Source organism: Sphingobacterium athyrii, from assembly GCF_003071065.1.
Taxonomy (GTDB): Bacteria; Bacteroidota; Bacteroidia; order Sphingobacteriales; family Sphingobacteriaceae; genus Sphingobacterium; species Sphingobacterium athyrii.
Map to the genome: position 1 here is coordinate 480550 of NZ_QCXX01000002.1, position 24997 is coordinate 505546.

24 protein-coding genes are annotated in these 24997 nt (G+C 39.5%); 11 read left to right on the forward strand and 13 right to left on the reverse strand.

Going from position 1 to position 24997, the window contains the following annotated elements:
• Positions 1 to 26 precede the first annotated feature (26 nt).
• Complete coding sequence (locus DCO56_RS08480) at positions 27 to 1034, reverse strand: AraC family transcriptional regulator (protein ID WP_181390497.1); 1008 nt, start codon at positions 1032 to 1034, stop codon at positions 27 to 29.
• A 127-nt stretch (positions 1035 to 1161) separates the two neighbouring features.
• On the opposite strand from DCO56_RS08480, the gene DCO56_RS29215 reads away from it, so the two are divergent.
• Positions 1162 to 1530: a hypothetical protein gene (locus DCO56_RS29215; protein ID WP_181390498.1), complete on the forward strand. Its 369-nt coding sequence runs from the start codon at positions 1162 to 1164 to the stop codon at positions 1528 to 1530.
• A 370-nt stretch (positions 1531 to 1900) separates the two neighbouring features.
• On the opposite strand, the gene DCO56_RS08485 is transcribed toward DCO56_RS29215, so the two are convergent.
• The 3 genes from DCO56_RS08485 to DCO56_RS08495 form a co-directional block, all read right to left on the reverse strand.
• Positions 1901 to 2968 (reverse strand): 2,3-butanediol dehydrogenase, encoded by a 1068-nt coding sequence (locus DCO56_RS08485; protein ID WP_108633309.1) that lies wholly within the window; start codon positions 2966 to 2968, stop codon positions 1901 to 1903.
• Positions 2969 to 3085: 117 nt separating this feature from the next.
• Positions 3086 to 3469 carry a 5-carboxymethyl-2-hydroxymuconate Delta-isomerase gene (locus tag DCO56_RS08490; RefSeq protein ID WP_108633310.1) on the reverse strand — a complete coding sequence of 128 codons (384 nt, stop codon included), beginning with the start codon at positions 3467 to 3469 and terminating at the stop codon, positions 3086 to 3088.
• Positions 3470 to 3684: 215 nt separating this feature from the next.
• Positions 3685 to 3921: a hypothetical protein gene (locus DCO56_RS08495; protein WP_108633311.1), complete on the reverse strand. Its 237-nt coding sequence runs from the start codon at positions 3919 to 3921 to the stop codon at positions 3685 to 3687.
• 320 nt (positions 3922 to 4241) lie between these two features.
• Between DCO56_RS08495 and DCO56_RS08500 the strand changes: the two genes are divergently transcribed.
• Together DCO56_RS08500 and DCO56_RS08505 are read left to right on the forward strand one after the other, a co-directional pair.
• Positions 4242 to 4889: an HD domain-containing protein gene (locus DCO56_RS08500; RefSeq protein WP_108633312.1), complete on the forward strand. Its 648-nt coding sequence runs from the start codon at positions 4242 to 4244 to the stop codon at positions 4887 to 4889.
• A gap of 71 nt (positions 4890 to 4960) precedes the next feature.
• Complete coding sequence (locus DCO56_RS08505) at positions 4961 to 6592, forward strand: carboxylesterase/lipase family protein (RefSeq protein WP_108633313.1); 1632 nt, start codon at positions 4961 to 4963, stop codon at positions 6590 to 6592.
• A 187-nt stretch (positions 6593 to 6779) separates the two neighbouring features.
• Here DCO56_RS08505 and DCO56_RS08510 read toward each other — a convergent pair whose 3' ends face one another.
• From DCO56_RS08510 to DCO56_RS08525, 4 genes are all read right to left on the reverse strand, one after another.
• Positions 6780 to 8375 (reverse strand): RagB/SusD family nutrient uptake outer membrane protein, encoded by a 1596-nt coding sequence (locus tag DCO56_RS08510; RefSeq protein ID WP_108633314.1) that lies wholly within the window; start codon positions 8373 to 8375, stop codon positions 6780 to 6782.
• A 10-nt stretch (positions 8376 to 8385) separates the two neighbouring features.
• Positions 8386 to 11643 (reverse strand): SusC/RagA family TonB-linked outer membrane protein, encoded by a 3258-nt coding sequence (locus DCO56_RS08515; RefSeq protein WP_219929346.1) that lies wholly within the window; start codon positions 11641 to 11643, stop codon positions 8386 to 8388.
• Positions 11644 to 11794: 151 nt separating this feature from the next.
• Positions 11795 to 12985 carry a FecR family protein gene (locus DCO56_RS08520; protein ID WP_108633315.1) on the reverse strand — a complete coding sequence of 397 codons (1191 nt, stop codon included), beginning with the start codon at positions 12983 to 12985 and terminating at the stop codon, positions 11795 to 11797.
• Positions 12986 to 13075: 90 nt separating this feature from the next.
• On the reverse strand, positions 13076 to 13588 hold the full coding sequence (locus DCO56_RS08525; RefSeq protein WP_108633316.1) for a sigma-70 family RNA polymerase sigma factor: 513 nt from the start codon (positions 13586 to 13588) through the stop codon (positions 13076 to 13078).
• A 288-nt stretch (positions 13589 to 13876) separates the two neighbouring features.
• Between DCO56_RS08525 and DCO56_RS08530 the strand changes: the two genes are divergently transcribed.
• A complete protein-coding gene (locus DCO56_RS08530) occupies positions 13877 to 14134 on the forward strand; it encodes a hypothetical protein (protein WP_108633317.1) in 258 nt (85 codons plus the stop codon).
• Positions 14110 to 14535, forward strand: a complete 426-nt coding sequence (locus DCO56_RS08535; protein WP_108633318.1) for a DUF3995 domain-containing protein — start codon at positions 14110 to 14112, stop codon at positions 14533 to 14535. Before DCO56_RS08530 ends, DCO56_RS08535 begins: the two co-directional genes overlap by 25 nt.
• An 89-nt stretch (positions 14536 to 14624) precedes the next feature.
• Here the strand turns inward: DCO56_RS08535 and DCO56_RS08540 are convergent, their stop codons facing one another.
• Together DCO56_RS08540 and DCO56_RS08545 are read right to left on the reverse strand one after the other, a co-directional pair.
• Positions 14625 to 14831: a hypothetical protein gene (locus DCO56_RS08540; RefSeq protein WP_108633319.1), complete on the reverse strand. Its 207-nt coding sequence runs from the start codon at positions 14829 to 14831 to the stop codon at positions 14625 to 14627.
• Positions 14832 to 14986: 155 nt separating this feature from the next.
• Entirely contained in the window at positions 14987 to 15322 is a 336-nt protein-coding gene (locus tag DCO56_RS08545; RefSeq protein WP_146191000.1) for a hypothetical protein, read from the reverse strand.
• 770 nt (positions 15323 to 16092) lie between these two features.
• Here DCO56_RS08545 and DCO56_RS08550 point away from each other — a divergent pair.
• The 4 genes from DCO56_RS08550 to DCO56_RS08565 all read left to right on the forward strand — a co-directional run bounded on the left by DCO56_RS08550 (position 16093) and on the right by DCO56_RS08565 (position 20644).
• Complete coding sequence (locus DCO56_RS08550; protein ID WP_108633321.1) at positions 16093 to 16689, forward strand: NAD(P)H-dependent oxidoreductase; 597 nt, start codon at positions 16093 to 16095, stop codon at positions 16687 to 16689.
• 204 nt (positions 16690 to 16893) lie between these two features.
• Positions 16894 to 17838: an aldo/keto reductase gene (locus tag DCO56_RS08555; RefSeq protein ID WP_108633725.1), complete on the forward strand. Its 945-nt coding sequence runs from the start codon at positions 16894 to 16896 to the stop codon at positions 17836 to 17838.
• 152 nt (positions 17839 to 17990) lie between these two features.
• Positions 17991 to 19112 (forward strand): vWA domain-containing protein, encoded by a 1122-nt coding sequence (locus DCO56_RS08560; protein WP_108633322.1) that lies wholly within the window; start codon positions 17991 to 17993, stop codon positions 19110 to 19112.
• A 65-nt stretch (positions 19113 to 19177) separates the two neighbouring features.
• Entirely contained in the window at positions 19178 to 20644 is a 1467-nt protein-coding gene (locus DCO56_RS08565; RefSeq protein ID WP_108633323.1) for a magnesium chelatase, read from the forward strand.
• A 335-nt stretch (positions 20645 to 20979) separates the two neighbouring features.
• Here DCO56_RS08565 and DCO56_RS08570 read toward each other — a convergent pair whose 3' ends face one another.
• Together DCO56_RS08570 and DCO56_RS08580 are read right to left on the reverse strand one after the other, a co-directional pair.
• Entirely contained in the window at positions 20980 to 21615 is a 636-nt protein-coding gene (locus tag DCO56_RS08570; RefSeq protein WP_108633324.1) for a carbonic anhydrase, read from the reverse strand.
• A 587-nt stretch (positions 21616 to 22202) separates the two neighbouring features.
• A complete protein-coding gene (locus tag DCO56_RS08580) occupies positions 22203 to 22805 on the reverse strand; it encodes an FMN-dependent NADH-azoreductase (protein WP_108633326.1) in 603 nt (200 codons plus the stop codon).
• A gap of 109 nt (positions 22806 to 22914) precedes the next feature.
• On the opposite strand from DCO56_RS08580, the gene DCO56_RS08585 reads away from it, so the two are divergent.
• On the forward strand, positions 22915 to 23301 hold the full coding sequence (locus tag DCO56_RS08585) for a winged helix-turn-helix transcriptional regulator (RefSeq protein ID WP_108633726.1): 387 nt from the start codon (positions 22915 to 22917) through the stop codon (positions 23299 to 23301).
• A gap of 63 nt (positions 23302 to 23364) precedes the next feature.
• On the opposite strand, the gene DCO56_RS08590 is transcribed toward DCO56_RS08585, so the two are convergent.
• Positions 23365 to 23637, reverse strand: coding sequence for a hypothetical protein (locus DCO56_RS08590; protein ID WP_108633327.1), 273 nt, complete (start codon positions 23635 to 23637; stop codon positions 23365 to 23367).
• A 207-nt stretch (positions 23638 to 23844) separates the two neighbouring features.
• Between DCO56_RS08590 and DCO56_RS08595 the strand changes: the two genes are divergently transcribed.
• A complete protein-coding gene (locus DCO56_RS08595) occupies positions 23845 to 24981 on the forward strand; it encodes a hypothetical protein (protein ID WP_108633328.1) in 1137 nt (378 codons plus the stop codon).
• The last annotated feature ends 16 nt before the right edge of the window (positions 24982 to 24997 follow it).

Sequence of the window (24997 nt, forward strand, 5' to 3'; positions counted from 1 at the left end):
ATAGTATTATTCTAAACAGGAATAACTTAATGACTGGATAGTCTGTAGCCAGTAGGTGTTTCTCCTGTCCATTTTTTAAAGGCACGAACGAAAGCACTCGGTTCGGCATAGCCCAAAATGATTGATATTTCTTTTACAGATGAGGTCGTGTTCTGCATATAATGTATGGCTAGAGATTTACGAACCTCCTCAACAATTTGTATATAAGAAGCTCCTTCATCTTTGAGTTTACGCTGTAAAGTCCTTACACTTACATTGAAATTTCCAGCTACAGCTTCTATGGAGAGAGAATAGAGGTAAGAATTGGCGATAAGATAGTTAAATATTCTTTTTGAGAGAGATCCCATCAGTTCGTTCGGGTTTTGTAATTGATTTATCTTGTTAATGAGCAAAGTCTGTATCTGGTAGTTGGCGGTAATAATCGGAAAATCCAGGTATTCCTTTGGAAATTCTACGGTATAATGTGTTGATTTTCTTGCCGAGCATCTTAAGATCGTTTCATAAGCCGAACTGCTTTCCCGCTGGAAGTTAGGTAGCCCTACCATGATAGGGCTCAAATTTTTAAGGAGTAATCCTTTTAATTCATAGATTGTGAATGCTATTAAGAAATCTCCGAATTGTCTTTGGGTAGTAGGCAAGTGGTCAAAACCTCCATTTTTATGGTATTCGATGACGCATGTTTTATGCTTTAAGTCTATTTCCATTGTATAAAGATCTGTGACGAAATGCATGAGCGATCGCACTTGAAGCAGTGCGTCCCTCACGGTACAGCTTGTTTGGATGATCTGTCCTACGATATTTAAGGCTGCTAGTTGCATGGTTGCTCCAAAATGCAGGCCTATCAGTTGATCCTTTGAAAGCTGTACAATATTCCTCCATACGTTTTCAATCTGCTGATCAGTGATCTCAAATTGGCGACTGTTCATTAACTGAGCAATTGAAAAACCCGATAATGAGACAATTTTAATGCTATCCAAACCTCGATCCTCACAAAAAGCAATTAAGGCTTGCAACATGGTCTGTTTATAATTCATATTGTAAATGTACTGATATGTTTTGCAGCCTGTATCAAATTGTCGTATAATGTCAATATCTTGTCGTCTATTGGTAGCCCAAAGCCTTGTAAGCAGTTGTACTTTTGAGTAATAAAAAAAAGAAATTATGACACTAAAAAATGTATTGCTGACCAATGCGATCAGCTCAGGAATGACAGGAGTTTTATTGGTAACCATGCCTTCTGTATTTACAAAGCTATTTGAAACTGGAAATAATACAACATTTATTCCGGTAGGCGTTTTCCTCATTGTGTTTTCGATATTTGTTTTAGCCACTGCTATGAAGGAAAGTATCCCGGTCAGCTGGACCAAGTTTATCATCACACTAGATATTACTTGGGTTATAGCTAGCGTCATCGTCGTTATCGCCCTGTTTTCTTCCATTAGCACGATTGGATCTGTTATGATCCTAGCGGTCGCGGGATGGGTCGGAATGATGGTTTATCTACAGCATAAAAATCTAAACAGAATTTAAGATGGATGGATGCCTATGTAGGTCAGATTGTCGATAGACTGCGTCAAATCCTGCGGAAATGAGACTAGAGACTTATTTTACAGAAAGTAATGAGCAGTAACCCAACAGTAGAAATGTATGATCTCAAACAAGATCCAAAAGAACAGAACAATGTTTGCTAATGGCAATCCAAAAAAGGTGCATGAATTGCGTCAGCTGAATTAGAAGGCCCATGTTGAAAGTGCAATTTTCCCATTGACGAATAAGCGCAGTTAGAGGTCAATCCATTCATGAACAATGTCTTTCGGGATATCCCGAAAGACATTGTTCATGAATGGATCAGCATATTTTTTCTGATATAAACAGGCCATTGCAGTATCAACTGACGATACTACTTTTTCTGTATATCAATTAATATTTTGACTTCAGTAGGATCATTAACCAAAGCTTCAAATCCCTCTGAAACGATATTTTCTAAGCTTATTTTGCTTGTCACAAGTTTTTCCACTGGCATACGTCCACTATCGATAAGCGCAATAACTTGTGGAAAGATGTTACGATAAGCAATAATACCCTTGATCGTGATTTCCCGCAGTACCTGATCCAGCGCATTCGTGGTAACCGGCTTGCCAAACAAAGCTACTAAAACCGCTGTTCCACCATTTTTTAAACTATCAATCCCTGTTGAATAGGAGGCCTGTACGCCAGCACAATCTAGAAATACGTCTACACCAAGTCCTGTAATGGACTTAATTTTTTGTGGAATCCCTTCCTCTTTCGCGTTGATGGTATGTGTTGCACCGATGGCTTTTGCCTTCTCTAGACGTTTGTCTGCGATATCCGTGACAATAACTGTTGTCGCACCTGCTGCAAGTGCCGCCTGAACACATAGTAAACCTATGGGACCAGCACCAGATACTAATACGGATTCACCGATTTTAAGCCCGCTTTGGTGCACTGCATATACCGCGACAGCGGCAGGCTCCACCAATGCGCCTTTTTCAAAAGACATGCTGTCCGGTATTTTGTGTAGCATGTAGTCTTCAACGACAACATACGGAGCAAATCCGCCATTACTGGAAAGCCCGATAAATCCCAAGGGTTCGGACAAATTATATGCGCCATTTGCAATAAAGGGACTATCAAAGTTTTTAAAAATCGGTTCAACGACCACGCGGTCACCGGCTTTTACATGTTGTACACCTTCACCTACGGCCTCCACCACACCCGAAAACTCATGTCCAAGCGTAGTGACTCCCTGGTGTCCGTTTAGCGGGTAGGGTTGATCTACCGGGATTAATTGCGGGCCATGTACATACTCATGTAAGTCAGATCCGCATATTCCGGCGAAATGGACAGCTATTTTAACCTGACCAGCCTTTGGTTCAGGGATTTCTGTTGGTTCTACCCTAATATCTTTAGCAGCATACCAACGTGCAGCTTTCATTGTATTTGCCATGTTTGTCTTCTTTTTTTGTATATACTAAGGTAAAAAGAATGATCTGCTATCGATGTGATCTATATCTCCAACGTAAATGAGCTGGATCATTTCGCGGGGAGATTAACGGATTAAATCCTATAATTCAAAATGGCGATCATGATTAATATTCTGAGGATTTATTAACGAACTGTTGCAGTAAGTTGCAGCTTCAAATTCGCTGATACTCATTGAAAGGAAAGAGATTGAAGGAAGCAATTTTTTTAGTCTGGCAGTGATTGTTTTTGAAAGATTTGCTTTTTGTTCCATAGTTCGTCCTTCCATAATATACCCGAAAACATGTAAGAAATTAGTCTTATTGTTTCCGAGTCGATAATATTGGTAAGGCTGAATTCTAACCTTTATGTCATTAGCAGCGAAAATTCCTGCAGCAGCAGCTGTCTCGTATACAGTTCCCATGAGCTCAGCAGGAGCGATTGTCTGAAGAATATCTTGCGAACAGTCTATAATAAAATGAGGCATTAGTAGTATAATCTATTCTCTAACTAACAGTATACATTCGAAATTGTTTATCCGGATATTGTTGTCTCCAAAAGTCGATGTCAATTTATGCGTGCGCGGAGAGCTTACACCATGGTGATTTTATTCAATTGTCTTCATATGCTCTTAAGTGACCGCATATAAAGACAATTGAATTCAATATGAATTCTGTATTCTAAGATCTAGCTTACATTGTGCTAATCATTGTCATGATTTTCGGTTGCAAATGAAAACTTAATTGATTTTTGAGGATAAGTTTCCATACTCATGCGGCTGGTATTTTTGATAATACTTTTTAAGCTGACGCGATCACCCAATTTAAAATAAGCTTCTACGGTTTGGTAATCTAATAGATAAGGGCCACAAAAGTAATTTCCATTTGCATCTTTTTCTATGACTCCTTGATAAAGTCCCGCTTTTGTTTCTTTTGGCATATGTGTTTAATTTGAAAACAAAGGTAGGAAGAGTAATCGGCAATTCGGTGGCAATTGTAATATTCTCTTATCGAGAGTGCATTTGAATGTGAATAATAGCTCTTATAAATAGTCTCAGGTGTCTGTTCTAAATAACTATTCCAAGAATTTTATTAGTCGATTTTAGACGCGATTAAAACAAGAAAGTTTGTGTCAGTATTTGATGACAACAGCTTTTTTCGTTGAAGATCTACTTTATCCTAAGTAAGAAATATTAAATTAGCTGTTGATAATTAGAATATAAATATATCAGATTGGAAGTAAAGTTTCATATATATAAGATGATTAATAAAATAAAACTGGAGCAGTTATCGGCGATATTAGATGTCCTGAAGCTGGCTGAAAAACTAAAATTCGAATTGCGACATAGCTGGCTGTCTAATGGTCGTCAGGAGAGCGTTGCAGAACATACTTGGCGGATGTCGTTGATGGCCGTTTTGATTGAACCGCTTTTAGAGCAAAAAGTTGATCTCGCCCACCTATTGAAAATGATTATTATCCATGATCTTGTTGAAGCCGAAGCTGGTGACGTATCGGTATTGGATCAGATCCGCAACCCAGAGATCAAAAAAATCAAACAACAAAATGAAGAGAAGGCAATTCTTAGAATTAGAGAGCTGCTTACAGCAAGTAATGGTCAGGAGATATATGATCTTTTTTATGAGTTTGAGGAGAAGAAAACCTTCGAAGCAAAGGTGGCTAATGCTATTGATAAATTAGAAGTTCAATTGCAGCATAATCATGCTGATATTTCTACCTGGGAGGAGATCGAATACGATTTGTCTTTTGTGATTGGTAAGCATGTCCAATTTGATCAGACCTTTGTCATGTTAAAAGATTTAATAGAAAAACAGGCTTCACAAAAACTTGAAGGTGCGGGATTGAATGTTTCAGAGATTCGTAATCGTGCAATTGCAACATTTAGCTAGTTGGGGAAAATGCAAAAAATGTTCCTATATTTAATTGGAACAGTCCCGTGTAAAATATTGACAACATTATTATGATAAAGACTTTTTTTACCGTCGCCGCGTTCCTGCTTATATCATTTGTTTTTGCCCAACAGCCCCAAGTAAAGGTTGAAGAGGGTATAATGGAAGGAATTACGTTATCCAGCGGCGTGCAGGCATTCCGTGGGATTCCTTTTGCAAAACCACCGGTTGGCAATTTACGATGGAAAGAACCACAACCTGCCGATCATTGGACAGGGATCCGCAAGGTAGATCGCTTTGGAAATTCACCAATGCAGAAACCGATCTATGGGGACATGAGATTTCGCTCTCCGGGTATAAGTGAAGATTGCCTCTACCTGAATGTATGGCGACCAAAGGCTGGGGGCTCCGATAAACTTCCTGTTTTAGTTTATTTTTATGGTGGCGGTTTCAATGCCGGTGATGGATCAGAAAATCGTTACGATGGGGAGAGCTTTGCCAAGGAAGGCATTATTGTCGTTACCGTCAATTATCGTCTAGGCATCTTTGGTTTCTTCGCGCATCCGGAACTAACCCAAGAATCGCCAAAAAATGCATCAGGGAACTATGGTCTCCTGGATCAATATGCGGCATTAGCATGGGTCAAAAAGAATATAGCTGCCTTTGGAGGTGATCCTGATGAGGTTACCATAGGCGGCGAATCTGCCGGAAGCATGTCTGTTTCCGCCCAGATGAGTAGTCCGCTTTCCAAAGGGTTATTTAAGCGTGCTATCGGTCAGAGCGGAAGTGTTTTTAATTTAAGATATGGCACTATTTCCCTTGGGGAGCAAGAACAAAAAGGTGTAGCATTTGCTACCAAAGTCAATGCAGGCAACCTTGACCAATTGCGTAAAATTCCCGCCGCAGAACTACTTGACCGGGCCAGTGAGCCCGGTGCCTTTATGACACGTCTGATCATAGATGGTTATTTTCTCCCCAAATCACCGTTGGAAATATTTGAAGCAGGGGAGCAGTCCAAAGTTTCTCTACTTGCAGGCTGGACGTCTACAGAGGCTCCTTATACTGCCTTCACCGGCAAGTCTTACCCATCACCGGACAACTATGAGAGATTAGTACGCGAGCAATTCGGTGCTAGGGCTGATGAAGTGCTCAAATTGTATCCGGGGAAAACAGAAAGTGAAGTCATCACATCGGCGACCGCGCTAGCCAGTGATAATTTTATTGTTTACAGTACTTGGAAATGGCTCGATTTGCAACGAATAAACAGCGGCCAACCTGTTTATGTCTACACCTTTAGCAAAGCACGGCCACCGATGAAAGCAGCTTATAACAATGTGGAGACAGGGCTTGCTGGTGGGATAAGAAAAAAATCTACCACTGCAGACAAAGAGAATCTGCCACCGGTCCTCCCGGGAGCGTTCCATGCCAGTGATATTGAATATCTATTAGGAAATCTGAAGAGCAATGATGTTTTTGACTGGACGAAGGATGACTACAAAGCTTCACTACTGGGACAGCGCTACTTCATCAATTTTATTAAAACTGGTAATCCGAATGGGAAAAATCTTGCTGTGTGGCCAAAAACTACAGCAACAGACAAGGTGATGAATATACTTGACCTCAATATCGAAGCGCAGGCATCTCCAGAGAAATTCAGAGACAGATACCTTTTTCTTGATGGTTTATTTATTGGCAAAAAATAAAGAATTCTATGCTATTTGCACATATAAGGGTGTTCTACTTCCTGCCATTTATAGGAAATATCTATCTTTTCACTTAGGTAGGCTATTCCTGTTAAAAGTTGTGTTTAACAAAAAAAAATGCAAGAGCGACATTCCCTAAGGAATACCGCTCTTGCAATATTGGACAAAAGAATATCGTTGTATTTGATTAATAGCCCGGATTTTGCACCAAGTTGGGCTCCACCTGAAAACTACTTTCGTGAAATGGCCATAAGTACTGATGGTTTAAGAACTTTCGGTCCTCAATTTTGAGTATTTCGGATTGTCCACCTCCATTCAGACGCATATGACCGAGAGCGGGTTGATTAAGGACTGTTTCTGCTGTTTTCCATCGCAAGATATCGCTATAACGTAATCCTTCGCCAGCAAATTCCGTTCTCCTTTCGTTGCGGATGAGCGCTATCCATTCCTGTTGTGATTTTGCCGTTAAATTGACATCAGCAATGGTCATATCGAGTCCGGCTCTTTTACGAATCTGGTTGATACAACTTTTAGCCAGTTCATCTATATCATTCAACATGATCTTTGCTTCGGCATAGGTTAACAGAACTTCAGCATAGCGAGACAAGGGAAAATGCATATTTCCGCCAGTACGAAACGCATCGGCTTGGTCGACAAATTTCTTGAACCAGTATCCTGATCTACTGCTACGTAGGTTTTGGTAATAAAAAGCACTTTTAGCATCATAGATATCTATTTTTTCATTGTTGAAGAGATCGCCATGACCGAATACACTAGCTTCATACCGTGGGTCACGGTTTAATTTTGGATTAAGCTCATATTCTTGTTTAGTATGTAGCGGACATTTATCAATTGATCGGCCCTGTAACGTCCAATAACTATCCACGAGCGCTTTTAAGGGAACAACATAGGATTGGCCATTTCCGGTTCGGTATTGTGGAGCGAGATGCTGAAATGACGCTGTTGCTGAATTGTTATGGCTCTCCATATCAAACTTGATAATAAATTCTTTGTTGGTTTTATCTGCTTGATAATTAAATAGATTGGCGTATTGGGGATGAAGTTGATACTTCCCGCTATCCATAATCTCCTTAGCAAGTCTTGCCGCCAGTTCGTACCTTCCATTATAGAGTGCGTAGCGCATGACCAATGTTTTAAAGGAATACTTGTTGAACATATATGCGTTTGTGGTACCTTCATTTTCTGGAAGTCTATTGGCAACATCTTCACTCATTTCAAAGAGCTTGTCAAGGATTTCGGCTTTAGGTGTCACCGGTGGTGTTGCTTCCTCCAGTTTGACAGGAGTTAGCACAAAAGGGACGTTACCCCAGAATTCTGTAATCCTGAAGTAATGCCAGATGCGCAAACCTTCGAGAATTGCTTTATACCGTTGTCGCGTAGATTCATTTTCGACATATGGCACCCCAACATTTGCCAGATAGGTGTTAATACGGCCTATATGCTGATTGTGTAAATTCCAGTAATAAACGGCCAAAGCGGAGTTACTAGTCATATTGCCGTTGGCGATGATCATGTGATGATCTGTCTCAATGCGGGCATAAGCATTGTCCGAACGACCTTCGGTCATGTAAAAGAGGAGGCGACGTTCACCTGGCCCCATAAAAGCATCTAAATAGCTACTGTAGACCACGCGACGCAAATCTTCTTCTGTGTTAAAAAACTCATCAAAAGAAGTTGCTGTTGGATCTCGTTTATCAAGAAATTTTTCGCAGCTACTGAGGGTTGCCAACGCTATTATAAGGGTAATAATTTTCTTTTTCATTGTGATGATATTAAAAAATGCTCGCGCTTAATCCAAAACTATATGTTGCCATCCGCGGATAATTTCCATTACCGCTGTCGATCCGCTCAGGGTCCAAACCTTCCCACTTTGTTATGGTGAATACATCCTGCGCGTTTACATAAATCCGTAAGTTTTTAACACTTTTGCCAATGGATGGAAAAGTATAGCCGAGTTGAAGTGATTTAACACGAAAAAAGGCTGCATTGCTGAGCCATACATTACTTAAAAGGGTATTGGGCGTGGAGCCTGTCCAGAGACGCGGGAAGCGGCTATTTGGATTTTCTGGGCTCCAATGGTCGGCAACATATTCAACACGTGGTGCCCCCAGGTCATTACTGTTTCCATCGACATAAACTGGATAAGCTTCCTGACCGGCTAATCGGCCAGTTCTTTTGCCCACACCTTGACCCAGTGCTGAAAAATCCCAGCGTTTATAATGTAGGTCCATATTGATGGCGTAATTGTAATACGGAAGTGGATCTGCGAGGTAAACGCGGTCATTGTCGTTAATTAAACCATCTTGATTTTGGTCGACATAGCGGATATCGCCAGGTCTGGAATTGGGCATTTTCGCTGCGGTTTCATCAATTTCTTGTTGACTCTGAAAATAACCATTTGATTGAAAACCGTAATAGTTGTTGATCGGGATCCCTTTATACCATATCTGGTCATTGTTGCCTTTGAAAATCAATCGGTCATTTTCATTATAGCCAGCCTTGAGTATGCGGTTACGATTGTTAAAAAGCATTGCACCGACTTTATAGGAGAAATCATCTTTCTTGTCAGACCAGTTTACCGAGACTTCCCAACCATCGTTCTCTACCGCGCCAATATTTACTGCGGATACTAAGGTGTATGAACCCGTTAATGGGGGGACAGCAAATTGATCATAGATTAAATCATACGAATTCTTATGGTATACCTCCGCTGTAAGAGAAAGTCTATTTTTGAGTGCATTCATATCGAGGCCAAGATTCCATTGTTTTTGTTTCTCCCAGGAAAAATTAGAATTAGGGACGCGCATCGTCCATCCCCAGGTATTGACAGATTCCTGCCATAAATAAGGCGCTACATTTTCATTACCAATCAACCCGTATGACGCACGAATCTTAATATTGCTGATCGCCTCGGATTCGAGAATAGGTTTGAAAAAGCGTTCATTATGTAAATTCCAGGCAAAAGCTCCCGATGGAAAGAATCCCCAGCGACGACCCGGTGCAAATTTACTGCTTCCATCCGATCGACCTGTTAATTCAAATATATAACGGTTATCAAATGAATAGTTCAGTTTACCGAAAAAAGAAGCCTTGCTAATTTCTCTAAAATCAGTGAAGGTATAGCTCATGATCTCAGAACCGGCAGTGAGATAGATTTTGTCTTTATCCTGACGTAGTTCTTTGTTATAATTTACCAACGCCCTCGCGGTCAGCTGGCTCTCACTTACACCTTGTGAAGCATCCACATCATTTCCCCATATGCTGATCGGAGCCCCTTTTTCATCAAAGAATTTGTAGGTTAACCGCCTTTGTTTGTCAGCAGATTTGTTGATCATGTATGACACGTTTCCTTCAATATTTAGATTGCTGTTGATATTGTATTTGGGGCGAAGATTAATGGTACTGCGATCATGCATATAGTTTTTGGTTCCCCCATGTTTAATCGAAGCTATAGGGTTAATGTTGTTATGGAGGATGAAGGGTTCGGGTCTGTCAGCATTATAATAAATCTGTTGTGTTGGATTCAGGCGCCAGGCTTGTTGGTAAAGCCCGTGACCATCATCGTTTGCCATGAGACGGTCTACTTGCAAGCGATGCGCATAGAAGTCAGCCATGAGGACGAATTTATCAGCAATATTGATATTGGTATTGAATCGTGCCGAAAATTTCTGTGTTCCCTCGATGTTATTAAGTCCATTTTCCTTAATATGGCCCAACATAAGGTTGAAGGTCCCCACACCGCCGCCACCGGAAATACTGGCGTTGTTGTTAATTGCTGTGGAGGTTCGTTCCATTACTTCGCCCAACCAATTGACCCCTTTTATTTTTCCGCTGGCATATTGTTCAATTGTTTCATCCGAATAGATCGCAGGTTGTCCTTGTTGGACCAGTGTTTCATTTCGCAATTTCATAAAATCAACTGCCCCTACAAATTCAGGAAGATCTATCGGTTTGTTTATGGCATACCAATTATTTGTAAAAACCTTGAATTGACCCGTTTGCCCACGTTCTGTTTCGATGATAATAACGCCATTGGCACCACGTGAGCCATACATAGACGCTGAAGCCGCATCTTTAAGTACGGTAATACTTTTCACCTGGTTAGGATCGATATCGTGAATACTTTGTTCCATTCCATCCACGATGACCAGAGGATCGGCATTTTGTAAGGTGCTGATACCACGAATGGAAATCGTCCCGGGGACACTGCCGGGAAGACTATTTCCCCGCATCATTGTAACACCGGGAATTGTTCCTGAAAAAGCATCCTGCATTTTATAAATGGGCCGGTTTTTTACTTTTTCCATATCCATTTGGGATACGGAGGAAGCCAGGTGCTTTTTATCGACCTCTGAAAACCCGACCACCACAACCTCCTCAAGCCCGACTTCGTCATTGTCCATGACGATATTGAGCTCGGTTTTGTTATTGATAGGAATTTCAAGCTGTTTAAAGCCTACCGCGCTGAAAATCAATGTGCCCTTATTCCCGTCTGGTAGAGAAAGCTGAAATTCACCCCTGGTATTTGTCGAGGTTCCTATGTTTGTCCCTTTGAGCAAAATACTTACCGCACTTAATAGATTCCCTTTTGTGTCATGTATTTTCCCTCTGATGGATCGTTGCTGATACAGCTTTTCGCTGCCTGACCGATCATCAGAGGCATCGTCCTGTTTTCTTTTTATGACTACGGTGCCACGATGTACCATGTAATAGAAGGCACTATTTTTAAATAGCTGATCAAGTGTTTTATTCAGGGGTGCATCTGTTATTTCAAGATTTGCTTTTTCATTGTTCAGTAAGCCCTCCATAAAGATAAAACGTACTCCTGTCTGTTTGGTGATGTTTTTGAGGACGGTTTCGATCTTGGCGTTTTTGGCGTGCAGTGTAATCTGAGCAGAGCTTGAAGCATAGGCACCCATCATGGATGTTGCCAATAATATTCCTGTCAGTTTCATTTTGATTAGATTGTTCAAAAATTTTCCCTTGTCTATAGGACAAAGAATTCCTTTTGAATAAAATAAATTATTCATAATTTGGTAGAGAATTAATAGTTTACGATCAGTTGTTAATTCAATCAGATGCAGGAGTATTGGAGTACTTCTGCATTCTTTTTTATACAATATTTAGGTATTTTTCTTCTTACATATTTTAAGCCCTCCTTTTCTTGGTTAGATAGTTTATTTATTTTTTGTCGACCAGCTTATTAACGATTAGTTTTTCTTTGTCGATTGTCAGCTGATAACCAGTCAGGTCTTTTAGTAGATTACAGACCTCTGCAAGGGTCACATCTCTTTTTATGCCACCTTTGTAACGTCTTTTATCCAATGAGACGTTGGAGTCAATTTTGATACCATACCATCGGCTTAGCTCATCGAGAATCTGTTGCATACTCTTATTTTCGAAATAGAAGTAACCATCTTTCCAGGCCGTTGCTTCTTCCATATCTGGTATCGGAAAGGCTACCAATTGACTGTTAATCATTTTTACCCCATTTCCTGCATCTATAAAAATCTCATTTTCCTGTCCATTGACTTTTAGGCGTCCCTCTGTAAGTAAAACTTTAGCATTAGGTTTATAGGAATTGATGTCAAAGGCTGTTCCTATAGCTTGGACATTAAGGTCATTGGCCTCCACCACGAACGGGCGCTTTGTGTCTTTGGCAACTTCAAAATAGGCTTCACCCTTTAATCTTACTGTCCGTTCGTTTTTCTCGAAATTGGCCTTATAGGTCAATTCCGATTCCGAATTCACCCATACCCGTGTACCATCACTTAGTGTTAGTGCTATGGTAGATCTTTTGGGCACAATTAAGGTGTGGATCGGATTAGACTCTTCGGTTTTGAGCTGTGAGTACAGCAATTTACCATCTTTTAATTCAATCCCCTGAGGAAGACTTCCGTCAACTTGTTTATTCATTAAGTTAATTTCGTCTTGTCCTTTAATCTTCAGGATAGCACCGTTTTCTCCGGGAAGAACATCATTTTTTTGTCCATAGACCTTGTCCGGAATAAGATAATTGACAGGTTTTAAATAAGATTTCCAGATCCAGACAAAAGTAAAGAGCAATAATAATGCGGCAGCAATTCTAATAGCGGGTTTCCAGTTCCCATTTAACCGATGATAATTTGGTGCAATTTTTCGTTCATTGTATTTGGTTTTTAAAATTTTCCACTCCTGATCCAGGTCAGTGATACGTAAATCAAATGGAACATGGATATCTGTATTGGCAAGCCGGTGGCGTAAACTATCCTTTGCATCGGGATATTTTTCCAGCAAACGTCTTAGTTCATTCTCTTGTGCAGTAGGTAGTTGTCCTTCTTTCAGGAGTAATGAAGCTAATTCAGCCAAGACTATTTTATCTGTTTCTATCATAATTCAATAACTAAATAACTTGAGGAATCAAAATGGGTGACTCCAAATGAAAAAAAATATTTTTTTTAAAAATAGAAGGGCAAATGATCCTTAAAATAAAAGGAAGTTCAATACTAAATTCAGGAATTTGGTTTTCAAAAGGTTTATTGCACGCATACGCTGCGTTTTTACGGTGTTGACGGAAACATCTAATTCCTGTGCGACCTCATCATATTTCATACCATCCAAATAAATTAAACGGCAGATCCGCTGACAGCCCTCAGGCAATTGGTCGAGTTCACGGTGTAATGCACCAATCAGTTCGGCATTGATAAGATCGTCTAAGATATTCCGATCGTCAGACTCCGGTATGGTAATAGCATCCCGTATCTTATCAAATACCCTATCTCGCCGTTTGGCATTCATTGCCATATTTTTTACTGAGGTGTAGAGAAAGCTTTTGATAACACGTTCTCCCTTCTCCAACAGCTCTGGTTTATCCATCAAGACAATAAAAGCATCCTGTACAATATCCTTAGCTATTTCCTCCGAGTTGACCCATGGAAAGGCAAATGTACAGAGCTGTAGAAAATATGTTTTGAAATAATATTCGATGGATAACATTACCTAGCTATTTTTTTAAAATATAGCTATTATACAAAAATATTGGAAACAATGTGTGTATTTTATATAAAGTAGTCTTAGAGGCATTTTTGTCAATAAGTGACTGAAATACCTGTTGTTAAAGTTCGGTTTCTAATTGTTTTTCTGTGCGGCTAGATGTTGTTTTTGTCGTGTTAACTTTCCAACTGTAACAAATAAATGTTGCAAAACAGCTCCCGTACCAAATTTTTATGCTTTCCAAAGCTGCTGAAAATCTAAAATTTCGGATACAGGGAAATATTTATTCGAGTGGACATCGCATCAACTGGATTGGAAAAATCCGATTTGAAAACGGAGAACAGTTTGGGCAATGCCATTACACTGCGTTATTTTGTTGAACTTCAGAGAAAGCCTGGTAAAGAAAATGCAAATTTAGCGGGCTATAACTATACGAAAGATGAAATCTACAAGATACCGCATAATGTCAAAATAATAAAAATTGAATCGTACGAAGATCGTAAAGAATATTTTATATTTACTCAATGGAACATTTATTATCAATTGTGATTGCCACTATTTTTATTTTGTTAGCGTTGCTTCATCTCTTTTGGGTATTTTGGGGAAAGTGGGGGATAAGTGCTACTATACCCACAGACCTCAATGGAAGAAGGGTATTTAATCCAGGCCGGCCCGGTACGTTACTGGTTGCGATTGGATTAATATTTTTTGCTTTGACAAACCTCTGTGCAATTGGCGTTCTGAAAGGACCTTTTGATAACAACTACGCGGGTTATGGCATGTATATGATCAGTGGTATTTTCTTTGTTCGATTTATCGGGGATCTGAAATATGTCGGCGTATTCAAGAAGTATAGGAATACTGTATTTGCCTCACGAGACACCCATATTTATACTCCATTATCACTGTTTTTGTCAATTTCCAACGGCATTCTAGCCGTTATGTTTTAAACTGATAGATTGGGAAATATACTGTTATATCAAGCACAAAGAGCAGCTACTTCATAATGGCTACTCTTTGTGCTTTACTTTACTGCAAACTAATTAGAAAAGACCCCAAAGTCAGCAAGATGTGAATAAAAGAAATCACCCCAGGAATTCACCGATTCTACTTTAAGATAACGGGTACTGATCGTTGCATCCAGGTTAACATTGATCCAGGAACCGGAGACTTTGTTCAATTGGGCGGATTTAATCAAGGTCCAGCTTGTGCCATTTGTGCTGGTATAAATATTAATATCTTTCATTGCCCATTTAAATTGTCCCAGTTTCGAAATGCGAGTCCTTTGACCATACGTAAAGCAACTATATTCACAGAAAAGAAGTAAGGCTGCGGCGTTTGGGCCGAAGACCACAGCGTATGCCAAATTGTGCCCGGAAATAATTTTTATTGACCAAGCTTTTATTTATAGGCGTAATAACAGCTTTGACTGTAAAGGCGTTGTAAATTTGCTGAAGAAAGCCAGCTATATTTTTTGTATATAAACTGTTTAAATTGGTAGAAATCTACAAATTCAATTCCTGTATCGGAGCGAATGGGATTCTCGACTATAAAACGGTGTGCAATTTGATGTACTTTTTTGCAGAGAGCATTGCATTCCTCCAGTTGCTGCGGGAGCAGATCTGGAAATTTAGTAGCCAACCTTTCGTTAATTGGTTTTAACCAATTTTGTCCAAACTCCATAGATAGTTGAAGGCCATAGTTTAATATTTCAATTGATAAATTTATTTGAGTCATAAATCATAATAAGTTTTTTAGACTAGCTCTGTTTTGCTCGCTATAGATGTTTACTTGTGTCGGTATCTCATCCGTTTTTGTCCCATCCGGTTATTATATGCTATCGCTAAAATAGCAATTTATCCTTAAAAACTTGGTTGCCAGCTGTGCAACATTTTTTTATGGGGTCAAGCTTGGGTGGCTGATTCATTCTTAACGGAATAACCAAGGAAGCCAATGTTAACTTTGGGTCATTAGTAAATCATTACAAAAGCGAATGTTGATTTTGCTGCGAATACCTTCGGGGTGCCGACTGAAGCAGCGAGCATTACGGCTAGGAACAAATGGTTGGTAGTGCTTTAATTTCGGAGGCTATTATTTTACCTGTAACGGATCCGAAATACTGGGCGATTGTTCTCTTCGCAATCACTCCTATATCGTCCAGGATGCAGTGTGGGGTCGGTTTATGAAACAGATAAACAGATGCTTTAAGGATTTCTTGGATAATTTCCTTAACTAGTTCAGTTTATAGGCATGCACCAGATTGGTTCGGACCGTAGGTATGTAAAGAAACGACTCTGTTTTACCTGAAAAATGGTTAATTTAGTTTTCGGGCCGAACATTATTATATTAAAAAGGGCTATGACAAATGGAATTGTTAATTATCCTTCAGACAATAAATTATTTGATCATGATGGCAAGCGTTCAGTTGCCGATATTGTTTTGATCAAATAAAAGTGATTCGAACTTATAATGAAATTTTGAATAACAAAAGTAATCCTCAGAATATTATGAATATTTTAATTGTTTATTGTCATCCGAGTGAGAGATCTTATACTTTTGAGATCTTCAACCATTTAAAGACCCTTCTGTCGGCGCAAAATTGGAATATTGAGGTTTCCGATCTGTATGCTAATAATTTTCAGAGCAATATGACTGCAGAAGAATACTTGCGGGAAGGGCTTTCTCAAACATTATTGCCTATCTCAAAAGATGTGCTTGAAGAACATCGAAAGATAGGAAACGCAGATTGTATTATCTTCCTTTACCCCGTTTGGTGGAGCGATTGCCCGGCCATGATGAAAGGTTGGTTTGATCGGGTATATGCTGTTGGTTATGCTTATGGTCAAAAGCCAGATTTGCCAAAAATGAAAACAATCAACTATGGATTAGTTATCTGTACAGCAGGCCATCCTAACAACTTTTTAGAGGAAATCGGGATTGCACAAAGCATGCAGCATATTATGCTTGACGACCGATTGGGGCAACGCTTTAAGCACAAGGAAATGTTCATCCTTGGAGGAACTTTGGCAATAGACGATGTGAGAGAACACCATCTGCAACAGATTGACGGATTCATAAAAAAAATAGTCCGCTACTGTAGCTAAGGCTTTTATTATTTTGGAACATTATCGCAACAACAACTAATAGGCATGGATTTGATACCTTTATGTCTATCTTGTGCAATATATGGTGATCGTTCCAGCTTCATATCCTATTTTTATTTTAATTGCTGTAACTTTAGATTAGGTACTGGTTATTGATGACTGAGAAGCACCTTTTTACAAGCGAACAACAAAAGATTAATGTTGATGAAAAAGATAAAAATACAACACACAGATTTAGAGATTGCTCCGATCAACTTTGGTGGTAATGTCTTCGGATGGACACTTGATGAACAGAAATCATTTGAGATTCTGGATAAATTTGTAGGAGCCGGATTTAATTTTATAGATACTGCGGATACCTATTCCTGGTGGGTAAACGGGAAAGGCGGCCAATCTGAAGAAATTATTGGTAAATGGTTAAAAAATCGCGGTAATCGCAACGACATTGTACTAGCGACTAAGGTTGGGTCTGAGACGAAGGAACATGGTTTTGATATTTCCAGGAAACATATTTTGAAATCAGCTGACGAGTCCTTGCAGCGTTTGGGGGTAGATCAAATAGATTTATACTATACCCATTTTGATGACAACGTTACACCTGTTGAGGAGACCTTATCAGCCTACGATGAACTAATAAAGGCCGGTAAAGTTCGGTTTATTGCTGCCTCAAATATCTCTCCTGAACGGCTTATTGAAAGTTTTGATAGTGCGGAAAAAAATGGTCTACCCCGATATGTCGCATTGCAACCTCATTATAATTTGGTTGAGCGCAGCCGTTTTGAAAATGACTACGCCCCGATAGCCGAAACCTATGGTTTGAGTGTATTCCCATACTGGTCTCTTGCGGCGGGGTTCTTGACTGGAAAATATCGTACCGAGGCAGATTTTGACAATACCGCCAGAGGTGGCGGCATAAAGAAATATTTTGATGACAAAGGTAAACGTGTATTGAAAGCTTTGGATATGGTGGCTGAAAAGTACGATACTAAACAGGCTACAGTAGCGCTAGCATGGCTTCTGGCAAAGCCATTGGTCACTGCTCCGATTGTGAGCGCAACCAGTGCGTCGCAACTGGAGACCTTATTTGCTGCTCCGAAACTGCCATTGGATGCTGAAGATATTGGCCTTTTAAACGAAGCGAGTAAATAAACGACCACTTGTTGTCAGACCGCAGACGATAGCCATTTTCCAATGTAAATGGGGAATGGCTCTTTATATGGATTATTATGTCGTAAATTTATCTTATGAAGCTATTCTGGTTTTAACGGGCGAATAGCTTCTTCATCCTAATAAATGAACGTATGAGCAGCACGAAACGAAATAGGGGATTTTTCTTCAAGCAATATGACGAGCCGTTCCAGACACCTTTTGAAAAATTATTTGATATTTTCAAAGAATTGATTACCCATACCTCGGGTGATTTTGATGAAGCCATTGATTGGCTGCGTGAACTGGATCGGGAGTTCAAACTGACCACTCCAGAATATACCATAGATGATTTCATCGCCGATCTGAAGAATAAGGGATATATCAGGGAAAAAATGGAATTTGATGGCAACGGTGGCGTAGACATTACCTCAAAGATGGAAAAGGCCTTGCGACAAAATGCATTGGACCAGATTTTTGGGAAGATGCGAAAAGGAAAGTCCGGTAATCATAAAACCAGCCAACAAGGCCAGAGTGACGAAAACATGGGCGATTTTAGAAATTATCAGTATGGAGATGGCCTCGAGAAAATTGCTTTGACTGAAAGCCTGAAAAATGCACAGATCAATCATGGTATAGGCGAGTTTGGTTTGTCAGAAAATGATCTGGTTGTAGAGGATACACAGTTTAAATCGCAGATGAGTACGGTACTGATGATCGATATCAGCCATAGCATGATCCTATATGGCGAAGATCGGATTACCCCTGCAAAGAAAGTAGCCATGGCCCTATCGGAGCTTATCCTTACACGGTATCCCAAAGACACGCTTGATATTATTGTCTTCGGTAATGATGCCTGGCCGATAGCGATCAAAGACTTGCCCTATCTGCAAGTGGGTCCGTTTCACACCAATACTGTCGCTGGCTTACAGTTAGCAATGGATATACTCCGGCGCAAGCGGCATGCAAACAAGCAGATATTTATGATTACAGACGGCAAGCCGAGCTGTTTAAACATGCCGGATGGGACCTACTATAAGAATCCAATGGGCTTAGATCCATTTATCACCGGAAAGTGCTATAGCATGGCCGCGCAGGCCCGAAAATTGGGGATACCTATTACGACCTTTATGATCACCTCAGATCCCTATTTGCAGCAATTTATCGACGAATTTACGGCTTCAAATCAGGGCAAGGCTTATTACACAGGACTTGGAGATCTGGGCGGAATGATTTTTGAAGACTACGAAGAAAATCGCAAAAAAAGAATACGATAAACAATTCATTTAGCGGCAATAAAATATAAATCTTGCGCAAGGTTTGCGCCTCATCATCAGAAGACATGGATTACACAAAGATTACAACATTTGGTGCACTGAAAAACTCAGGTTACAAGCCTAAGACGATAAAAGAAGAATTGCGTCAGAATCTGATTACAAAAATTAGGAAGGGCGAAACCGTGTTTACCGGAGTACATGGGTATGAGGATACCGTTATTCCCGAACTTGAGAGAGCTATTCTTTCCAAACACAATATTAATTTCCTTGGTCTTCGTGGCCAGGCAAAGACACGTCTGGCTAGGCTCATGGTTAATCTGCTGGATGAATATGTGCCTGTAGTAGCGGGTTCCGAGATTAATGACGACCCTTATAACCCCATATCCCGCTATGCCCTGGAGCTCCTGAAGGAAAAAGGTGACGACACTGCGATAATTTGGCTTCATCGAAGTGAACGTTTTGCTGAGAAACTTGCTACACCAGATGTGACCGTAGCCGATCTGATCGGTGATGTCGATCCGATCAAAGCAGCCAATTTGAGATTGAGCTATGCCGATGATCGCGTGATTCATTTTGGTATGATTCCGCGGGCAAATCGCTCGATATTTGTCATTAATGAACTGCCTGATCTTCAGGCCCGGATTCAGGTGGCACTTTTCAATATCTTGCAGGAAGGGGATATCCAGATCCGTGGATTCAAATTGCGCCTACCCTTAGATATACAGTTTGTGTTCACTGCAAATCCGGAAGATTATACCAATAGGGGGAGTATTGTGACGCCACTGAAAGACCGGATAGGATCGCAGATATTGACACATTATCCCGAATCAGTTGAGATCGCGAAGGCAATTACTGCCCAGGAATCCAACCTGGAGGTGGCACAGAAAGAGCAAATATACGTTCCTGAACTGGCCCGTGAATTAATTGAGCAGATCAGTTTTGAAGCCCGAAATAGCGAATATGTTGATGAAAAGAGTGGCGTCAGCGCACGGATGAGCATTACAGCATTTCAGAACCTATTAAGCACAGCTGAACTGCGCATGCTCAAAAACGGATCAAAAAAGACGTCAGTACGCCTGAGCGATTTTGTGGGTATTGTCCCGGCTATCACCGGAAAAGTTGAGCTCGTTTACGAAGGTGAACAGGAGGGAGCTGCTACCGTCGCGTTGCAGTTGATCGAAAATGCAGTAAAAAGCCTATTCCCGATTTTATTTCCTAAAATTGAAAAACTGGAAAGGGACAACGAGCGCTATCCTTACGACGATATTATTCGCTGGTTTTCAGAATCGGAAGGTATTGAGCTGTCCGATGAACTTACAGATGCAGATTACAAACGCCAATTGGACCAAGTGACAGCTATCCAAACATTGATTGAGCAATACCAACCGCAAACGAAATCCGAAGATCGTTATTTTTTGAGCGAGTTCATCCTTTGGGGGTTGGCGCTAAATAACAAATTAAGCAAATATAGGCTGGGCAATGGCCTTCAGTTTCAGGATAACTTTCAGGGTTACCTTCGAAACAATCTATAGCCGGAAGACGAAGTGCTAAGGATATAATTGCATCAAAAAAGCTGTAAAGAGACTCTTTGCAGCTTTTTTGATGTACCAAATATTTATTCATTTCAAAAGAAAGTTGATACTCATTGATGTGAAATCATCTTTCGCCCACTTTTTCCTGTTGCCTTCCCTTATCGTGGAGATAACGAAGCTAGCACCTAATCCTGTTTGCTCGGATGCAGGTCGAATAGTGCGAGAAAGACGCTGTTACTGGGCTGCATGTAAAAGAGAGATAGTGAGGAAAAGGAGGTCACTTCTTATTCATATAGCGGCGACAGGCTTTAATCAATATGTCAATGTCAGTAAAACTACAGCCAACTTACGCTTCCAGTTTCAACATCGTAATTGGCACCGACAATCTTGATCTTGCCTTCTTCTTCAAGCTTCCGAAGAGTTGAACTTTGTCTGCGAATATCTTTAATGGCGTGTTTAATATTCTGCTGGTTTAATTTCTCCAGCAATACGCTATTTTTTGATGAACGTTCTTCGTCTTTATCTATCACTTCATTGATAATAGCATCAAAATGATTAACTAAATGGTTCAGGTTGTCCATGCCCAATCCTTCGATTTGTGCAGCATCCAATCCACCTTTCAGGGCGCCACATTTGGTATGACCCAATACAACAACGAGTTTGGAACCGGCTACATTGCAACCAAACTCCATTGAGCCTAGAATGTCCTGGTTGACAAAATTTCCGGCAATTCTGATGCTGAAAATATCACCCAGACCTTGGTCAAATATAAGCTCAGCAGAAGTACGGCTATCTATACAGCTTAATACTACAGCGAACGGCCATTGCCCTTCACGGGTAGCATTTACCTGTTCGAGAAGATCCCGGTTTGCTTTTAGATTATTGACAAAGCGCTGATTTCCTTCTTTTAAGAAGTCTAATGCTTTTTCAGGAGTAATTGTTGACTGCGTTTCGTATGTATGTGCCTTCATAAAATTTAAATATTTCGAGTATTAAAGATAGGATAAATTCGCTAAATTGTAATGACGGGCAAAAATTGAATGTATTTTTATGTTATCAATTTAATGTATGCGCCAATTGTTATCGAGGAAGAGTATTACTGAAGCAGTGAAATTTAGCTTATTCTAGCCTCCGTTTTTTAGCTATTTAATGAGTCAGGTATAGTTGGCAGGTCGCCAAGTTGTACAAATAGGTATCAATAGAAAACGTAGAAGCTGAAATATGTATGAACGCTTAAAGTATCTTGTTTCGCCGCTTTTTATTTTTGTTCTTTTCCTGTTAATTATCAATGACTTTTTTCTGAAAGCGGCATTCCACAATACGTTTACCGGAAAACTTTCCGATTTCAGTGGACTTTTATTTTTCCCATTTTCTGATCCGCTATCTTCCCTAAACAAAAGTTATGTTAAGACCGCTTCCTATCTCGGCATTTCTATGGAAAGAGGAAACTGTATTGAATACATTTGCGATTTTCCTGTTAAATGCTGATTTCTCTGCCAGATAAAAATCCTTGCCAAAATTTAAATGACAAGGATTAATTTCCGATCAGATCTTTATATTAATCAATGGCAATATTCTCAATTGCTCTTTCTAGTGATGTCTCCATTATCCCGGGAATTGAAAGACCCTCTGCGCGGAAAACACTGATGTCAGAAACACCGTAAAATCCAAAGATATTTTTGATGTAAGGAATATTGGAGTCATATATTTGGTATGGGCCTTCCGAATAGATATTTCCAGAGGTAAAAGCGACGTAGAGCTTCTTGTCGTTCAACAGGCCCTTTGGTCCATTTTCATCATACTTGAAGGTATATCCTGCTCTTGAAGTAAAATCGAAATAAGCTCTCAGAGTCGCTGGAACTGAGAAGTTGTACATTGGAGAATCAATGACGATAATGTCGGCTTCCTTTAATTCCGTAATTAGACCTTCCGAATATTTGCTAATTGATTGCTGTTCTTCAGAATGATTTTCAGCGGGTGTAAAAAACGTATTTATATGTACCTCCTCCAAAAGTGGAACTTTACTTTTTGTCAGATCGCGTTCCTTTACAATGGTATCGGAATACTTTTCCTGAATTTTTTGAATAACAGCATTTCCTAATTTTCTACTTGCAGATACCTCTGCTCGTGGACTTGAAATAATGTGAAGTATATTTTTCATTTTTCTTTGTTAAAATTTCTTTAGCAAAATTATGTATATTTGCTTATTAAAAGTTAGTAGTAATCAAAAGGTTAGTAGTAACCTTTAGGTTAGTATAATGTTGAATCCCATGGAAAATACAATTGATTTAGCGGAGTCTATCACGGCTGCAAAATGTTCTGAAAATCTTTCTTCTGTTGAAGATGCAATTTATGTTATTGGCGGAAAATGGAAATTAAAGATTATTATTGTTTTGCAGGAAAGCGGGAATATCAGATTTAATGAGCTTCAAAGAAATATTAGGGGCATCTCAGCGCGAGTGCTTTCAAATGAATTGAAAGATCTTGAATTAAACGGTTTTGTCAAAAGGGTCGTGCACGCCGAGCAAACGCCAGTGGTCGTAGAGTATATTTCCACAGATTACAGCAGAACCCTTAGAAACGTTATTATAGCACTTTCGGATTGGGGGAAAATGCATAAACGAAATATTCGGACGGAAGCATTTTTAAGTCAATAGAAATTACACTGTCAGCTCATGATGAATATTTCCAAGCTGATTTAATTTTGATTCTTGTTTTTTTTACCAGCCTTCATGTGCGAGAATGGAACTTACTTTAATCAATTCGCGTAATCGTTCCTGTTTTTCGTCACCCCGTGCTTCCAATATAGAAATTACTGGAATTAACGTTTTGTCAAGTTCAAAGAGACTATTTTCCACTTTAGGTGGTAAGACAGGGAATATGGTGCAAAAGGAATGATGCAAGAAATAGCGGAGTGCCCAGGGATCACAGTTGAGGAGGCCATTCAGCAGGTAGTGAAAAGTTTGGGAAGTATAGATGTTCACTCCAGCCATTAACTCAGATGGAAAGTGATACGGCGAAAGCAACTATATATTTTTTAAGGTGCGATAATTCCGAAAAAACCGCAAATGCCTACGAATGATAACCCGTCGCCAGCGAATTATAATTTGTTTAATTTCTTATAGATTTTACAGTTAAATTTGAGTATAGAATAAAGCTGACATCATCAACTAATACATTCCATTTTAGAATAATCGTATATGAATAGACTATTATTAGCCATTTTACCCTTAATTTTTTCTTGTAAAAGTCAAGAGAAAATAGATCTGGCAACCTTGAACTTAAACGAGCCGATTGAAAAAATCAGCAGTTTTGATGACGTATTATTGATCGGTGTAGAAACTGTAGAATATCCTTTTAGTTTGTTGTTGGAGGTTGAAAAATCGAAGAAATACAGTTTTGACGGAATTGATCTGGAAGGCCAGCGGATTATTTTTCAAATTGAATCGGAGAAACTGAAAACAGATAGCATTACACGATTAGGCGGTGGACATATCGATCTCAAACAGGCTAAAAATATCAATGAGTTAAATGAGGCTTTAAAAAATTATGATGCTGAAAGTAAGATCTACGGCGTAAGAATTGAGTTGAAAACGCCAGAACTGCAGGCCAATATTTTAAAGAAACTAGAGGCTAAATACGGTAAGGGCACTAAAAATCCGAATACTGACAACGGTTTGTACTGGAATATAAAGGCTCAAAATAAATTTGTTTTTTATGCTCCAGATTACAGAAGATTAATCATTTTGAACAATACGGATCTGTCCAAATCGTGCTATTGGGATATTATGAATGGTTTAATTGATTTTGGCGGATGCGATAATGAAAAGTACATGGCAGATTTGGTGAAAAATGCAACCAGGCCAGAAGATGTTAAAGAGAAACCTACTATAAAAATTGATAAAAACTGGAACATTAATGGTTTGATTGTTGGTAAAACAACAGAAGAAGACTTTCTAAAATCAGCTACAAACAAGCGTTTTGAACGAATAGCAGAAATTGATGGGACCACGGCAAAAACAAATGAAATCTATTATCAGAATAACTATCATGATTTCTACTTTTACTTTGCTGTAAGCAACAGCAATCCCGATAATCAAAAGGAAAATTTCATTAACGGCTTCGCCATCAACGACTTTAGAAAGGTGCAGATCTCCTTTGAAAATGGCTTAAAACCGGGTTTAAAATTTGATGAAGTGCTCAAGTTGCTGGAAAAGCTCAAAATAGACTATCACCCAGTTGATTTTGCCAATTATATCGAAATTAAAACTTCACCTTATAAAGTGACCTTGAATTTTAATGATAATATGTTGCTTTCTGGAATGTTTGTTAAATAGCTTTTGATGAAAAAAG